Origin of the sequence: Anaerostipes sp. PC18 (assembly GCF_039789045.1) — a bacterium.
In the GTDB taxonomy this organism is placed as follows: Bacteria; Bacillota; Clostridia; order Lachnospirales; family Lachnospiraceae; genus Anaerostipes; species Anaerostipes hominis.
In genome coordinates this window covers 2,681,563-2,696,704 of sequence record NZ_CP121164.1, presented here as the reverse complement: position 1 = coordinate 2,696,704, position 15,142 = coordinate 2,681,563, and the positions used below count along the sequence as shown (strand labels likewise).

Genomic DNA, 15,142 nt, shown 5'->3' with positions numbered 1-15,142 from the left:
GATGAGATGAAAAGTGGTATGAAGCTTATACTGAAATATATTGTAATGTACTTGTCGTGTCTTTGGCCCAGGAGCAGAAAGGTATGGGTGTTCGGTGCCTGGCTCGGACAGCAGTTTGCCGATAATCCTAAATATCTTTTCATAGAAGCAAACCAGATGGAAGGAATCCGCCCGGTCTGGATTACGAAAAATCCCCAGGTTGTCAGGGAAGTGAGGGCGCTTGGCTATGAGGCCTATCTGTTTTCTGACCGGAAGGGGATTCTCTGTCAGCTCAGGGCGAAATATGCGGTGATGTGCAATGGGATCAGTGATCTGAATCATGCATTTCTCGGCAGAGCCGTATTTTTGAATGTCTGGCATGGAGTTCCGCTCAAGAAGGTTGGATATGATGATACCAAGGAAAAAGACTGGGACAGCAGGGGACAGAGGATCCGGCGTAAAATTCAGCAGTTTCCTCTGGGAAGAGAGTATGTGGTAGCCACGAGCCGGACCTTTTCCGAGATTTATAAGAGTGCATTCCGTCGTCCCGCGGAGCAGATCCTTACTTATGGACAGCCCAGGAATGATTTCTTCTACGATAATGAGGAGCTTTTCCCGGTGAATGAAAAACTGAGGAAGCGGCTTGAGGGACAGAACGTAGTCCTTTACGCGCCAACACACCGGCAGGAAGGGAAGACTCCGTTTCCTTTGAAGGAGCATTTTGACTTAAAAGGCCTGGATGAATTCTGCCGGGATCATCAGATACTGTTTATCATCCGCAGACATTTTTATCATATCCATGAGGATGTAGATCTTTCGGATTATTCCAATATTGTAGACATGACAAAGGATTCGCTGGATATTCAGGAGCTGCTGATAGAAACGGATATACTGATCACCGATTACTCCAGCACATATATCGACTATCTGCTGCTGGACCGCCCGGTCATTTTCTATGATTTTGATTATGACAGCTATATTGAAAAGGACAGGGAGATGTATTTTCCTTATGATGAAGTGACACCGGGGATCAAGGCCGGGACCTTTGATGAATTAATGAACGGCATGAGTCAGATAGTCTCAGGAATTGATGATTTTAAGGAAGACAGAAAAAAAGTCAGGGACCTTTTTTATTGTAAAAGAGGACAGAGAGAAGTGGGCAGAGCGCTTCTGGAAAAGATGCAGCTTTTGTAGGTGATATGCAGACGAAAAATTCCATATGCAGAAAAAGAGACAGTGAAAAGCTGATTCTCCGTAGATGAAACGGAGGATCAGCTTTTTCTTTTATTTATCAGGAAAGACTTTGTTTTTGATCTTTCTTACCTGATGGGAAATAGTCTGGTTGAGGGTAAAGAAAGGGGCATGGTGTTCTTGAGATAAGGTAAGAGGAATCATGCAGTAAAAAAGGAGGAGAAACATATGAGAGCGGCTGTCTATTATGCACCAGATGATTTGAGAATGGAAGACATGGAAACCCCTGAGAAACCGGACCAAAAAGCGAATCCAGATCGCACATCCGGATTTCCGTCAGATACTGGCCGAAGACTATGAGCAGAGATTCCATGAAAGCTGGAGTATGGATGAATAGAAGAGAAATATTTAAGAAATGCCGTCCTTTATCCGGAAGTAATACCCGGGTAAAGGACGATTTTATAAACGGTCATTCTAAATGGAAGAAAGCTGATAAAATAATTTAATATTCTGAGAAATATTCAGCCAGCTGAATAATAAACTGACTGTTTGTAGGACGTTCCAGCGTGAATGTCTGAGTTATGCTCCAGAATAATTCTTTGTTTCCCTTGTTCCAAACAGTGTCGATGGCATGGCGGATCGTCCTCTCTACACTGGTGGACGTGGTATGATTCTGCTCTGCAATATACGGATACAGACGTTTTGTAATGCCGTCAAAAACCGAAGGATCCTGCACTCCTTTTTCAATTGCCTGTCTCAGGTAGAGGTAGCCTTTCAGATTCGGGGTGATGCCCAGCTGTTTTAAAAGTTTGCTGATCTTTCCGGAAAGGTCCAGATGCTGAGTTCCGGAAACTGTCTGATTTAACAGCTGATTAATGTGAATCACGTGAGATGTGGTATCAGGTATAGGTGCCCTATCCTTTGAATGGATGACCGAAATTTGTAAAATTGTATCATCTGACAGTACCAATTGAAGATTTTCGTTTTGCATGATATACTCCCCTTATAAAGATAATGTTGGTTCCTTAGATTATGTAATCATGTTCATTATAGAGAATAATGAGGAATATTGTCAACTTATGGAGCAATGGATTTATTCCATATTTGGAAGGTTAAGCGGATGAATTATAAAAAACTAAAGGAAATTATGCAGTCAAAAAATTTTACTGTGGAAGAACTGTCAAAAACCAGCAGGATTCCGATAGGAACTTTATCAAAAATTGTATGCGGTATTACACCAAATCCCAGGTATAATACGATGGAAGAAGTGGCGGCCTCCTTAAATTGTTCTCTGGATGAGTTTTCCAACAGAGAGCCAATGGTGCCATACAGTTACGAGGATTATATTCAGAAGTTCAAGAGACTGCCGGCGCATCAAAAAGAATATATCAAATATGTGATCAATCTGGAATATGACAAAATGGTGTCTCTGACATCGTCAGGTAAAAAAGCTATGAAATGTTTTGAATTTACCAGTGTGGAGGATGGGCTGGCCGACTATGGGAGCCAGAAAGTACATGATGTATGGGTGGAACAGAATCCGATTACAAGGGAATGTACATTTTTTGTATGGGTGCGCACAAGCAATCTGGAACCAAAGTTTTGCAGAAATTCAGTTCTGGGTTTTCAATATCTGGATGGACGTCTGCCGAAGCATGGAGAGATATGGATGTTTCTTCGGGCCGGATATTTATGCATAGGACGCTATTTTAAGAGACACGGCGTCCAGTTTCTGAGATCATTAAACGGCACCATAGATGATGAATTGATCACCAATTCTCTGGAATATAAGAGAGTCGGAAGATACGTAGGAACGATTGATATTCCCGATTTGACATCCACCGTTTAAAAGCTGTAAATCTGTCAATACTCAAGATATGACGTTAGAAAGGGTGTGACAGAGCATATGAAGCTGGAAGAAAAAGCAATTCTCCATTTTTTGGACAGATTTGATGAGACTCCGTTTCTTGTTAAAATCAGAGAAGAAGAGTATACAATCGGGCATGGAAATCCCAGGTTTTCCATTATTTTTAAAAAAGAGCCGGATCTGAAGGAGATGATCACAAGTACGTCTCTGGCGCTGGGAGAGGCATATATGCGGGGTGATTTAGAGATCGACGGGGATCTGTATCAGGCCCTGTACTATTTTCTCGGACAGATGGGGAACTTTTCTGTGGATACCAGAGTATTAAGGAAACTGATGTTTCCGTCTCTGGGGAGAAGAAAGCAGAAAGAAGACGTCGCATCGCATTATGATCTGGGAAACGACTTTTACAGTCTCTGGCTGGATGAGACTTTAAATTATTCCTGCGGGTATTTTGAGAATGAGCAGGACACGCTTTTTGATGCACAGAAAAAGAAGACACAGAGAATACTGGAAAAGCTTTATCTAAAAGAAGGTATGGAGCTTTTGGACATTGGATGCGGCTGGGGATATCTTCTCATAGAGGCCGCAAAGAAATATAAAATCCGGGGCACCGGGATCACACTGAGCAGAGAACAACAGCAGGGATTCGAAAAGAGGATCAGGGAAGAAGGACTTGAGGATTACCTGCATGCTGAACTGATGGATTATCGTGATCTTGCGGGATATGGGAAAAAATTTGACCGGGTTGTCAGCGTGGGTATGCTGGAACATGTGGGACGAGATCATTATGAACTGTTTTTCCAGTGTATCAAAAGGGCGATGAAGCCAGGAGGGGTGTTTCTCCTGCATTTTATCAGTGCGCTGGAAGAACATCCGGGAGATCCATGGATGAAGAAATATATTTTCCCGGGAGGCGTGATACCGAGTCTGCGGGAGATCACCAGCCTGAGCGCCAAGTATCGTTTTTATTTACTGGACGCAGAGAGTCTGAGGAGACATTACAATAAAACGCTGCTGTGCTGGGATAAGAATTTTAATGAGCACAGAAGAGAGATCGAAGAACGGTTCGGAGAGACATTTTCCAGGATGTGGGATCTGTATCTTTGTGCCTGTGCGTCAACCTTTCAGAATGGCATCATTGATCTGCATCAGCTTTTATTTACCAATGGGATAAATAATGAACTGCCGATGACCAGATGGTATTGATGTATAGAATGATATAGAAAAAGGTATTCCGCAAGTCGTTTTGACTTTGGAATACCTTCTTTTTAATATCCGATTACATTTATAATCTTTTGGTTGATCCGTCCCAGTTCATCGCTGACCTGATAGTTTTCAGTGTCAAACAGGTATTGATGTACCTGGACAGCATTTTCTTTCAGAGTTGTTGGAAAGCCATACCATACTCCGAGATACTTGTATTCCCTCTGATCAAACGGGAATCCTTTTTGACCCTTAATGTCATAACGGAAGATAGACAAGAGCATAGAGAACAGTTCTTTCTGGTCCATATTGGTTTTGATCTGGGGAAGAATCTTATCCATGGCGCCCATCAGGCCAAATGGATTTTTTTTGCCTTTGGCAAAGATCTTTTGAAGAACTTCACGCTGCCGTCCGGCACGGGCAAGGTCGCCTCCTGCCGTATAGCGGATTCTCGAATATGCGACGGCCTGGTTCCCATCCAGTGTCTGTACTCCGCCGGTCTTTATCTTGGGGGAATCGCCTCCGTTTAAACGGTTCATATCACCGATATAGCTGTTCAGATTTTTTAAAATAGAGGAATCAACCTTTACTTCTATGCCGCCGATGGAATCTACGATGTCCGCAAGAATTTTGAAGTTTACGGTCGCATACTGGGTGATATTCAAATCCAGGTTTCGGTTGATGGTACTGACAGCGAGTTCGGGACCTCCCATGGAATACGCTGCATTAATCTTTGTGTAGTGGCCGTTGACGCTCACATAAGTGTCCCGGTAGATGGACAGCATCTTGATCTCTTTTGTCTGATTGTTGATGCTGACAACGATAATGGAATCAGAGCGGTTGCCGCGGTCCGACATACTGCCGGTCTGGGAATCAATGCCGAACAGGGCAATATTGGTGTAATCTTTCATATTGGCATCCTCATGGACCGTGACCAGTTTGCTCTGATTCATTGGTGTGGAATTGATCTTGCCCAGTTTCGTGTAGGAAACTCCCAAGATCACGCCGATCAGAACAACGATCAGGAAAAGTAGGATAAAGATCCAGCGGATATGGGAATGCCGTCGTTTTTCTGCTTTTACGCCCATAAAAAACCTCCTAGTATGCGTTTTTGTTGATAAATCCTTTGAAAACGGTCAGAAACAGGATTTTAAAATCCAATGATAAGGTCCAGTTTTCAATATAATAGAGATCGTGCTCGATCCTGCCGCGGATGGATGTGTCACCGCGGAAACCGTTGACCTGGGCCCAGCCTGTGATGCCCGGGCGGACCTGATGCTTGATCATATAGCGGGGGATCTCTTCCTTAAACTTTTCTACAAACAGCGGACGCTCCGGACGGGGCCCCACAAGGCTCATATCTCCCCGCAGAACATTATAAAACTGAGGAAGCTCGTCCAGACTGGTGTGACGGATGAACCTGCCGAACGGGGTCACCCGCGGGTCGTTTGGTCTTGTCCACTGAGTGGCTTCTTTTTTTGGATCCTGAACACCCATGGAACGGAATTTGTACATCTTAAACGGTTTGTTGCCAAGCCCGACTCTTTCCTGCGCAAAAAAGACCGGTCCCGGTGAGCTGCGTTTTACCAGCAGTGCGATGATCAGCATCGGAATAGCCAAAATGACCAGGGCACAGGCAGATCCGATGATGTCAATGATCCGCTTGGCAATACGGTTTACGACGTTTGTCAGCGGCACATTGCGGATATTGATGACGGGAAGACCGTCCAGATCCTCGGTGTATGGGTTTGTGGAAATAAAGTTATAATAGTCAGGTACAAATTTTGTATGGACACCGGACTTTTCACAGATGGCCACCAGTTTTTCCAGCTTTTCGTATTCATCCAGATTCAGGGTAATCGCCACTTCGTCCAGAGTAGTCTGGCTTAGGTAGTCTTCCAATTCGTTTAAAAGGCCGATTTTTTTGATCCCTCTGTATTCAAAATTGTCGCTGATGGTATCATCAAAAATACCATGGATATAAAGTCCCCAGTGGGGATTGGCTTTGATGCGGTCAATGTAGGCGGCGGCAGAGGTACTGAAGCCGACCAGGACTACGTGTTTTAAATTTCGTCCGCTTTCCCGTGTTCTGTTCAGCACCTTTCTGATTGTGAAGCGGGAAAGAACTCCGATGACAAAATTAATAGAGAAAAATAAAAGCAGGAGGCTGCGGGGGAAGTTCTGCAGTTTTGTCAGGACAATGGCAACAGACCCGATGCCCAGGCCGATAAGATTTGCCTTAAATAGGTTTAGGATCTCACGGCTTCCGCGCTGATACCTTTTGGGGGTATATAGGCCGAAAAAGGCATATAATAAAAGAAGGATAATGATTGTAATAAAAACCGTCTTCTGGTAGTATGAAAATCCCAGTTCATATTTTCCGACAAAGAAAAATAGCTTAGAGACCCATGAATCCTTTCCCCATTCGAAGCGGATCTTATGTGACAGAAAAGCCGATAAATAAATACAGACCGCATCAATAAAAATATGCAGACGGTTTAAATAGGCTTGGTTTTGCTTAATCATTTGTTTTCTCCTCTTTACGATAATATTACACTGTACTTATTATAAGTGAAAAAGGGCAAAGGCACAATGGAATTATTTCTTATGTTTTTCTTAGTTTTATAACATTTAGAACACATTTTTTACACATTTATTTTGTACTATTTAAGCAAGTTAAATACGAAAGGAGATACAGGTTATGTACGAAGATATGAATTTTAATAATACAGAATATACACAGCCGGATCAAAATCAAAATAGAGGAAACGCAAACAAAACAGTCAGGAGGATTGCAAAACTTGCGGCTGCCGCAGTGGCTTTCGGACTGATTGCAGGAGTAACCATGCAGGGAGTCCAGTATGGGTTTTCTGCAATGGGCATCGGCAATGGAGGAACACAGCTGGCAACGACCAATACAACAAAAACCTCAACAAAGGGAACAACATCAGGAAAAGAAGATTTATCCACTGTGGCATCCAATGTCATGCCGTCCATCGTTTCTATCACAAGCAAGTATGAGACCAGTTCAGGTTACCTTTTCGGACAGCAGCAGAATGAGAGCGAAGGAGCAGGTTCCGGCATTATCGTCGGTAAGAAAGACGGGTATCTGCTGGTTGTCACAAATAACCACGTCATCGCTGATGCACAGTCTTTATCCGTCGGATTCACAGACGGTACCAGCGCATCCGGTATGATCAAGGGATCGGACAATGACGCGGACCTGGCAGTTGTCGCAGTAAAGGTAAAGGACATTAAAGCTGCTACATTAAAAAAGATCAAGATCATCACACTCGGAAATTCTGATGACCTGAAAGTGGGAGAGCAGGCAATCGCCATAGGAAATGCACTCGGATACGGACAGTCAGTGACCGGCGGGTATATCAGTGCACTGAACAGAGAAGTGCAGCTGACGGATAAAACCATGACGCTTCTTCAGACAGATGCAGCGATCAATCCCGGAAACAGCGGAGGCGCTCTTCTCAACAGTAAAGGGGAACTGATCGGGATCAATACGGTAAAATATTCTTCCGAAGATGTAGAAGGAATGGGATATGCAATTCCGATCAATACGGCGAAACCGATCATTGATCAGCTGATCAAGCAGAAAACCGTAGATAAATCCGAGCAGGCATACCTTGGAATATCAGGCCAGACCATATCCAGCGATATGGCAGCGCAGATGGATATGCCTCAGGGAGCGCTGGTGCGTCAGGTTGTCCGGAATTCACCGGCTCAGAAGGCGGGTATCAGTGCCGGAGATGTGATCATCAGCTTTGGCGGGGGCACGGTTTCTACAATGGAGGGACTGAAAAGCAAAATTGAGAGCAAAAAGGCCGGAGATACGGTAAAAGTTGTTGTAAAACGGCAGAATCAAATGGGGACTTACGAGAAGAAAACGATCAGTGTCAAATTGGAAAAAAAGACGGATGACGGCTCTTCAGGCAGTACACAGAATAACTAAGCGGAAACGGTTGAATTCTCAAAGCATACAAGTTACAATGAAAACGGGCGGCAGGCAGCCGTCCGTTTTTAACGTAACAGAAAAGAGGGTTCATATGATTTCAATTGAGATAGAACACATAAAATCTTTTATGGCCGGCTTTCTGACGGGGGACGTGTGTGACCAGTTTATGCTGTGCGAAGGCCGGCTGTCCATGGGGACCGTGTATGAATTTGACGGAAAAATGATGAAAGATTTTTATGATACAGACGAATGGGAAATACTGAAAGAGTATCCGTATATACCCTGGAAAATGGAGAAGCAGAGAATATTTGCCCTTATAAAGGGGAAAAAGACCCCTCTGTCTTTTCAGTTTGTGCTTATGCTGGCACCGAAACGAATGGAAGCCTTTCTTTTGAAATATAATATATCTGATAGGCCGCAGGAGATCGGAGGATTATTTTTAAATATTTATTTCGACAGAGAACATTTAAAGTGCACGACAGGAGTGTCAAGAAACACATTTGTTCCGGATAAAACCCTGGAGACAGCCTGGGATGAAGAGATAACAATATTTTTGAAAGGCAGATAGGAGGAGCGAGCCTATGAAATTATTAAAAGAGATTTGTCGGGGGATACTGATCGGGGTTGCCAATATCATTCCCGGGGTAAGCGGAGGGACCCTGGCGGTTTCTATGGGAGTTTACGATAAGATCATCTATGCACTCACACATATACGCAAAGAGTTTAAACAGAGCCTTAAAATACTGGTCCCTGTAGGCATTGGAGCAGTGATCGGACTTATAGGACTTTCCTTTGTCATTAAATGGCTGTTTGAGTATTATCCGATTCAGATAAACTTCCTGTTTATCGGTCTGATCATCGGAGGACTGCCTGCCATTTTTAAGAGAATGGAAGGAGAGAAAAAAGGTCTTTCTCATGGGATTGCATTTCTTTTTATGTTTGCACTGGTTGTACTCCTGCCTCTTTTAGGGAGCAGCACGGCATCGGAAGTGATCCTGACTGCCGATCCCCTGATGATGGGGAAAATGTTTTTGATCGGGATTATTGCGGCGGCTACGATGGTCGTACCGGGAGTCAGCGGTTCGATGGTACTTTTGATTCTGGGATTTTATCAGCCGATTCTCCGTGAGATCACACAGTTTATGATCAATCTGGCGACTCTGAATCTGTCCGGCCTCACTCACGGTATCCTGCTTCTGACACCTATGGCTGTCGGGATCATAGCAGGAGTGGTGATCATCGCCAAGATCATAGAATATTTGTTTGAACATTTTGAAGTCATTACTTTTGCGGGAATCGGCGGACTGATTCTTGGTTCCCCAATTGCAATTCTTTATGAGGCAAATTTTGATCATTTTAATTTGTTCTCAGGGCTGACGGGATTAGCTGCACTGGCTGCGGGCTGCATCTGTGCCTATTATCTGGGCGAAGATTAAAGGGTTTTCATTTATAGAAATATATGATATGATATGTAGTAATGAATACTATATCGGAAAGTTTTAAAAGGAGACGCCATATGAGTTTTAATATTGTCTGTGACAGCTGCACGGATTTGACAAAAAAAGATTTTGAGAAAGGATGCTATACATGGATACCTCTGACATTGCTGATCGGAGATGAAGAGATCATCGATGACGATACGTTTGACCAGCATTCTTTTCTGGAAAAAGTGGCAAACAGCAAAGGAGCCTGCAAGTCAGCCTGTCCGGCGCCGGAAGCTTATATGGAGGCATATAAAAAGGCAGATGATATTTATGTGGTGACTTTATCTGCAGAGCTGAGCGGATCCTATAACAGTGCCGAACTTGGGAAAAAACTGTATGAGGAGGAGCGCGGAGAAAAAAATATTCATGTATTTAATTCCAGAGGAGCATCCAGTACGCAGCTTCTCATAGCAAGAAAGATTTATGAATATGCTTCCGAAGGCATGCCTTTTGAACAGGTGGTAGAAAGGGTAGAGGATTACATCAAAGGGCAGAGAACTTTTTTTGTTCTGGAGACATTGGATGTGCTTCAGAGAAACGGAAGGCTGTCAAAGGTGAATGCAGTCCTTGCCACAGCTCTGAATATAAAGCCGGTTATGGAAGGGACCAAAGAAGGTATTATACAGAAGCTGGCACAGGCCAGGGGACCAAAGAAGGCATTGGCCAAAATGGTGGAATGCATTGTGAAAGAAGGACAGGACCTGACGGATCGGATTTTGGCCATTGCACACTGCAACTGCTATGAAAGAGCAGTGTATCTTAAGAAACTGCTCGAAGACAAGCTGGAAGTCAAAGAGATCGTCATAGTCGACACTAAGGGAGTCAGCAGCCTGTATGCATGTGACGGCGGTGTAGTTGTTGCATATTAGTTAATAGTGGAATGCAAAAGGAAACGGTTTTTGGACCGTTTCCTTTTTTCGTGGATTGATACAAGGAAATGCTCATTGTATTAAAGCGTAAAATCTTTTGAAATCAGTGCCTGGATTTCATTGATGAGAAGACTGGTATGATAGCCGTCGGCAGCGGCATGGGAAATTGTGACCGTAAACGGCATTTGATAGCTGCTGTTTTTCATCTGGTATTTTCCATAAGTTATAATCGGAAAGAGATTTGGGCTGCCCTCGGCAGTCATAGTGCTGTATCCGGTAAAAGACAGCCAGGGTACACAGGAAATACAGAAAAAATTAGGGGGCTGTCCGGGCCTGGCTTTGATCCCTTTGTTATTTCCGTATGCAGACAGATCCTCTGTCATCTGCCGGTAGAAAGAGGAAAAGTTTTCGGTGTAGTTCGTCCACAGGTCTGAAAAGGTGTGGTCATCATCGTGAAAAACAGTATAGGAAGGATGGACGATATCCCAATATCCGGGCTGTCCGTCTTCGGAAATACCCATTCGGAATTCTTTCATGCGGTTGATAACGGTTGAGACACAGTAGACAAAGCTCGGATAAAATCTGAGGCCTTTGCTCCTGGTCAGTTTTAAAAATTCTGTTACATCTAATTCAGCGGTCAGGCTGTAACCGCATTTTATTGTTTGGGTAAAATATTCAAAATGTTCTCTTCTCTCCCAAGTCTCGGGGTTGATATGTTTAAACATGAGGCACCTCCATTTTCTAACTATTGTATTTTATTATAAAGGAAAAAGAGCAATGTGTAAAAACAGATTGTTAAAAATATGTATAAGTTTTTTGCTGGGATATGAAATATTTTGCACGAAAGCATGAGGGTTCAGCAGTGTGCAGCATGGAAACCACTGTGAATAAGATGTTCAAAAAGCCTGAATTTATGCAGTTTTTCGTTATTTAATTAACGGTGTTTTTAGACGAAAACTATTGTATGACAAATGGAAATTGTATATAATTAGATACAATATTTATAAAGAAAGGGTGATGAAATGAGTCGTTTAGAAATTGTAACGCCGGACCGTGCACAGATTGTGATGGAGGGTCTTTATAAAGATTTGGAGAGAAGGATCGAATCCAGTCCGCCGGGGATCTGCCCGGTCGATATGTCAAGGGCATTTCTTGAGTTATGTCATGCGCAGACATGCGGTAAATGTGTGCCCTGCAGGATTGGTCTTGGCCAGCTGAAAAATCTGATCAATGATGTGCTGGATGGAAAGGCAACCATAGAGACATTGGGACTGATCCGGGATACGGCGCGCTCAATCATGGACTCAGCAGACTGTGCGATCGGATATGAGGCTGCAAATATGGTATATAAAGGAGTGATCGGCTTCAGAGACGACTATCTGGAACATATCATGTACAACCGGTGCCTGATGTCATTAAAACTTCCGGTGCCCTGTGTGTCTTTATGTCCGGCGAGAGTCGATATCCCGGGTTATATTGCTTTGGTCAGGGAAGAAAGGTATGCGGATGCCGTCCGCCTGATACGCAAAGACAATCCCCTGCCGACAACCTGCGGCTTTATATGCGAGCATCCGTGCGAAGCTAAGTGCCGCAGAAACATGATCGATGATTCAGTGAACATCCGGGGATTAAAACGGGCAGCCGCAGATTTTGCCGGCAAAGTTCCTCCGCCGCCGTGCAGTGAAGAGACCGGAAAAAAGGTTGCCATTGTGGGCGGCGGACCGGGAGGACTGAGCGCTGCTTATTATCTGAGACTGATGGGACACGATGTTACAATTTATGAGATGCTGCCGAAGCTGGGCGGCATGTTAAGATACGGCATTCCAAATTACCGGCTTCCAAAGGAACGTCTGGATGAAGATATTGAGGCTATCCTTGCCACTGGTGTCAAGGTGCAATATGGCACTGTCATTGGAAAGAATTGTTCTGTAAGTGAATTGAGGGAACAGCACGATGCTGTCCTGATATCCATCGGCGCCAGCACCGATAAAAAGCTTGGACTCGAGGGAGAAGACGCAAAAGGTGTCATTTCCGCAGTCCAGTTTTTAAGAGATGTAGGCCATGGACGGTGTGAGTGCCTGGAGGGACAGGAAGTGGCAGTGATCGGCGGAGGCAATGTCTCCATGGATGCGGTGCGGACAGCAGTCCGTCTCGGTGCCAGGAAAGTAAGCATTGTCTATCGGCGGAGAGTTGCCGATATGACGGCTTTGGAGGAAGAGATTCAGGGAGCCGTGGCAGAAGGGGTTGAGGTGAAGACCCTGATGGCTCCGTCAAAGATTGAGGTATCAGAAGACGGATATGTAAAAGGAATCTGGGTCACGCCCCAGATGATCAGCAGGATACAAAATGGCAGAGCCAGTGTGAGGCCCACCGGTGAGGAAGATATCTTTATCCCATGTGAGACGCTTGTAGTGGCGATCGGACAGGATATTTTGTATGAGCATTTTGAGGAGAACGGAGTACCTGTTCAGAGAGGCAAGATCAAGACAGAAAAATACGGCGGATTTGACGATATTCCGGGAGTGTTTGCAGGGGGAGACTGTGCAACGGGACCGTCCACGGTTATTTCTGCCATCGCTGCAGGAAAAGTCATTGCTGCAAATATTGATGAATATCTTGGTTTTCATCATGAAATCACCTGTGATGTGGAAATTCCGGAGCCACGTCTTGACGACCGTCCTCCGTGCGGCCGGGTCAATATGACGGAGAGAGAAGCCGGAGAACGTGTAAATGATTTTGAAGGAGTAGAAAACTGTATGTCAGAAGCTGAGGCTTATCAGGAGTCCGGGCGGTGCCTGCGCTGTGATCACTTTGGATTCGGCGTATTTAAAGGAGGGAGGGATACGAAATGGTAACACTGACGATTGATCAAATGAAAGTAACGGTGCCTGAGGGCACGACAATTATGGAGGCGGCAGCTTCCATTCATATCGATATCCCAAAGCTCTGTTATTTAAAAGGCATTAATGAAATCAGTGCATGCCGCGTCTGCGTTGTAGAGATGGAAGGCAAAGATAAACTGATCACATCCTGCAATAATGTAGTGGAAGAGGGCATGGTCATCTATACGAACAGTCCCAAGGTGCGGTTAAACCGCAGAAAAACGGTTTCGATGCTTCTGTCACAGCATGACGGACAGTGCATCACCTGCAGCAGGAGCATGAACTGCAGCCTTCAGAAGATCGCAAATGATTTTAATATACTGGACAATCCATTTAAAAAAGAATTCGTACATAGAGAATGGGATAAAACATTTCCTTTGATCAGGGATGCGAATAAGTGTATCAAATGTATGCGCTGCATTCAAATTTGTGATAAGGTACAGGGGCTGAATGTATGGGATGTATCCGGCACCGGAGCAAGGACGACGGTGGACGTCTCCAGAAACCGGGATATCCGGGTGGCGGACTGTTCTCTCTGCGGACAGTGCATCACACATTGCCCGGTCGGGGCGCTGAGGGAGCGGGACGACACTTCTATGCTGTTCAGCGCCCTGGAAGATGAAAACAAGATCGTGGTTGCTCAGATTGCACCGGCAGTCAGGGCTGCCTGGGCGGAGCAGCTTGGCCTTTCCAGAGAGGAAGCTCCGGTTGAGAAGATTGTGACGGCATTTCGGAGAATGGGAATAGACTATGTGTTCGATACGACATTCTCTGCCGATCTTACGATCATGGAAGAGGGGAGCGAGTTTGTCAAACGTCTGCAGGATGGAGATTTAGAAGAGTATCCCATGTTTACTTCATGCTGTCCCGGCTGGGTAAGATTTATAAAGACTCAGTACCCGGACATGATTGGAAGGCTTTCCACAGCCAAGTCTCCGCAGCAGATGTTCGGTGCGGTCATGAAGACTTATTTTGCAAAGAAACTTGGAGTAGATCCGGAACGAATCTTTACGCTGTCCATTATGCCGTGTCTGGCTAAGAAAGCGGAAAGGGAGATGGACTTATTCTATGAAGAATATGCAGGCCATGATATTGATTGTGTACTGACCACAAGAGAACTGGACAGAATGCTCCGCGCAGAACATTTAAATCCTCAATTTTTAGAGGAAGGGGAATTTGATTCTCCGTTTGAAGTGGGCACAGGTGCGGGCGTTATTTTTGGGGCAACCGGCGGTGTTATGGAAGCGGCTTTGAGATCGGCTTATTTTCTTGTGACCGGAGAAAATCCGGATGCGGATGCTTTTCATGAGATCCGGGGAGTCAAACGACAGGGATGGACAGAAGCCGAGTTTGATGTGGCGGGAAATGTCATCCATGTCGCCGTAGTAAGCGGTCTTGGTAACACAGGGAAGCTGATGGAAGCCATACGCAGAAAAGAAGTGAAGTATGAGTTCGTAGAGGTTATGGCCTGTCCGGGAGGCTGTGCCGGAGGCGGAGGCCAGCCGATCCATGACGGACAGGAACTGGCAGAAGAGAGGGGATCAAGCCTCTACTTCCTGGACCGGAATACAGATATCCGTTTCTCACATGACAATCCGGACATACAAAACCTCTATGAAGAGTTTTTTGAAAAACCACTGTCTCACAGGGCACACCAGCTACTGCATACTGAACACCAGGTCTGAATCTATCAATCTCTT

At 44.8% G+C, this 15,142-nt stretch carries 13 protein-coding genes; 9 read left to right on the top strand and 4 right to left on the bottom strand.

Translation table 11 applies throughout. The features are described 5' to 3' along the window. Positions 1-6: 6 nt before the first annotated feature. Entirely contained in the window at positions 7-1,173 is a 1,167-nt protein-coding gene (locus tag P8F77_RS14525; protein ID WP_347256156.1) for a CDP-glycerol glycerophosphotransferase family protein, read from the top strand. A 499-nt stretch (positions 1,174-1,672) separates the two neighbouring features. Here the strand turns inward: P8F77_RS14525 and P8F77_RS14520 are convergent, their stop codons facing one another. Beyond that, a complete protein-coding gene (locus tag P8F77_RS14520; protein ID WP_347256155.1) occupies positions 1,673-2,056 on the bottom strand; it encodes a sporulation initiation factor Spo0A C-terminal domain-containing protein in 384 nt (127 codons plus the stop codon). Between the two features lie 234 nt (positions 2,057-2,290). On the opposite strand from P8F77_RS14520, the gene P8F77_RS14515 reads away from it, so the two are divergent. Both P8F77_RS14515 and P8F77_RS14510 read left to right on the top strand, forming a co-directional pair. Beyond that, complete coding sequence (locus tag P8F77_RS14515) at positions 2,291-3,019, top strand: helix-turn-helix domain-containing protein (RefSeq protein WP_287517252.1); 729 nt, start codon at positions 2,291-2,293, stop codon at positions 3,017-3,019. A 57-nt stretch (positions 3,020-3,076) separates the two neighbouring features. After that, positions 3,077-4,243, top strand: a complete 1,167-nt coding sequence (locus tag P8F77_RS14510; RefSeq protein WP_024726609.1) for a cyclopropane-fatty-acyl-phospholipid synthase family protein — start codon at positions 3,077-3,079, stop codon at positions 4,241-4,243. Between the two features lie 62 nt (positions 4,244-4,305). Here the strand turns inward: P8F77_RS14510 and P8F77_RS14505 are convergent, their stop codons facing one another. Then, entirely contained in the window at positions 4,306-5,328 is a 1,023-nt protein-coding gene (locus tag P8F77_RS14505) for an LCP family protein (protein WP_024726610.1), read from the bottom strand. 10 nt (positions 5,329-5,338) lie between these two features. Continuing rightward, on the bottom strand, positions 5,339-6,766 hold the full coding sequence (locus tag P8F77_RS14500) for an undecaprenyl-phosphate glucose phosphotransferase (RefSeq protein WP_024726611.1): 1,428 nt from the start codon (positions 6,764-6,766) through the stop codon (positions 5,339-5,341). Positions 6,767-6,941: 175 nt separating this feature from the next. Between P8F77_RS14500 and P8F77_RS14495 the strand changes: the two genes are divergently transcribed. From P8F77_RS14495 to P8F77_RS14480, 4 genes are all read left to right on the top strand, one after another. After that, the gene (locus P8F77_RS14495; protein WP_287517253.1) at positions 6,942-8,204 is read left to right on the top strand and encodes a trypsin-like peptidase domain-containing protein; all 1,263 of its coding nucleotides are present in this window, start codon (positions 6,942-6,944) and stop codon (positions 8,202-8,204) included. 94 nt (positions 8,205-8,298) lie between these two features. Then, positions 8,299-8,775 carry a DUF5721 family protein gene (locus P8F77_RS14490; RefSeq protein WP_024726613.1) on the top strand — a complete coding sequence of 159 codons (477 nt, stop codon included), beginning with the start codon at positions 8,299-8,301 and terminating at the stop codon, positions 8,773-8,775. A gap of 13 nt (positions 8,776-8,788) precedes the next feature. Further along, a complete protein-coding gene (locus P8F77_RS14485; protein ID WP_148458611.1) occupies positions 8,789-9,643 on the top strand; it encodes a DUF368 domain-containing protein in 855 nt (284 codons plus the stop codon). 80 nt (positions 9,644-9,723) lie between these two features. Next, entirely contained in the window at positions 9,724-10,560 is an 837-nt protein-coding gene (locus tag P8F77_RS14480) for a DegV family protein (RefSeq protein ID WP_287517254.1), read from the top strand. An 80-nt stretch (positions 10,561-10,640) separates the two neighbouring features. Here the strand turns inward: P8F77_RS14480 and P8F77_RS14475 are convergent, their stop codons facing one another. Continuing rightward, entirely contained in the window at positions 10,641-11,285 is a 645-nt protein-coding gene (locus P8F77_RS14475; RefSeq protein WP_024726623.1) for a chloramphenicol acetyltransferase CAT, read from the bottom strand. A gap of 297 nt (positions 11,286-11,582) precedes the next feature. On the opposite strand from P8F77_RS14475, the gene P8F77_RS14470 reads away from it, so the two are divergent. Together P8F77_RS14470 and P8F77_RS14465 are read left to right on the top strand one after the other, a co-directional pair. Next, positions 11,583-13,415 (top strand): NAD(P)-binding protein, encoded by a 1,833-nt coding sequence (locus P8F77_RS14470; RefSeq protein WP_287517255.1) that lies wholly within the window; start codon positions 11,583-11,585, stop codon positions 13,413-13,415. Beyond that, on the top strand, positions 13,409-15,127 hold the full coding sequence (locus P8F77_RS14465) for a [FeFe] hydrogenase, group A (RefSeq protein WP_024726625.1): 1,719 nt from the start codon (positions 13,409-13,411) through the stop codon (positions 15,125-15,127). The genes P8F77_RS14470 and P8F77_RS14465 overlap by 7 nt, the downstream gene beginning before the upstream one ends. The last annotated feature ends 15 nt before the right edge of the window (positions 15,128-15,142 follow it).

What these genes read in the sequence shown, in the direction of transcription:
- P8F77_RS14480 (WP_287517254.1), top strand. Translation starts at nt 9,724, where the DNA reads ATGAGTTTTAATATTGTCTGTGACAGCTGCACGGATTTGACAAAAAAA.
- P8F77_RS14510 (WP_024726609.1), top strand. Translation starts at nt 3,077, where the DNA reads ATGAAGCTGGAAGAAAAAGCAATTCTCCATTTTTTGGACAGATTTGAT.
- P8F77_RS14475 (WP_024726623.1), bottom strand. Translation starts at nt 11,285, where the DNA reads ATGTTTAAACATATCAACCCCGAGACTTGGGAGAGAAGAGAACATTTT.
- P8F77_RS14485 (WP_148458611.1), top strand. Translation starts at nt 8,789, where the DNA reads ATGAAATTATTAAAAGAGATTTGTCGGGGGATACTGATCGGGGTTGCC.
- P8F77_RS14470 (WP_287517255.1), top strand. Translation starts at nt 11,583, where the DNA reads ATGAGTCGTTTAGAAATTGTAACGCCGGACCGTGCACAGATTGTGATG.
- P8F77_RS14505 (WP_024726610.1), bottom strand. Translation starts at nt 5,328, where the DNA reads ATGGGCGTAAAAGCAGAAAAACGACGGCATTCCCATATCCGCTGGATC.
- P8F77_RS14490 (WP_024726613.1), top strand. Translation starts at nt 8,299, where the DNA reads ATGATTTCAATTGAGATAGAACACATAAAATCTTTTATGGCCGGCTTT.
- P8F77_RS14495 (WP_287517253.1), top strand. Translation starts at nt 6,942, where the DNA reads ATGTACGAAGATATGAATTTTAATAATACAGAATATACACAGCCGGAT.
- P8F77_RS14465 (WP_024726625.1), top strand. Translation starts at nt 13,409, where the DNA reads ATGGTAACACTGACGATTGATCAAATGAAAGTAACGGTGCCTGAGGGC.
- P8F77_RS14515 (WP_287517252.1), top strand. Translation starts at nt 2,291, where the DNA reads ATGAATTATAAAAAACTAAAGGAAATTATGCAGTCAAAAAATTTTACT.
- P8F77_RS14500 (WP_024726611.1), bottom strand. Translation starts at nt 6,766, where the DNA reads ATGATTAAGCAAAACCAAGCCTATTTAAACCGTCTGCATATTTTTATT.
- P8F77_RS14525 (WP_347256156.1), top strand. Translation starts at nt 7, where the DNA reads ATGAAAAGTGGTATGAAGCTTATACTGAAATATATTGTAATGTACTTG.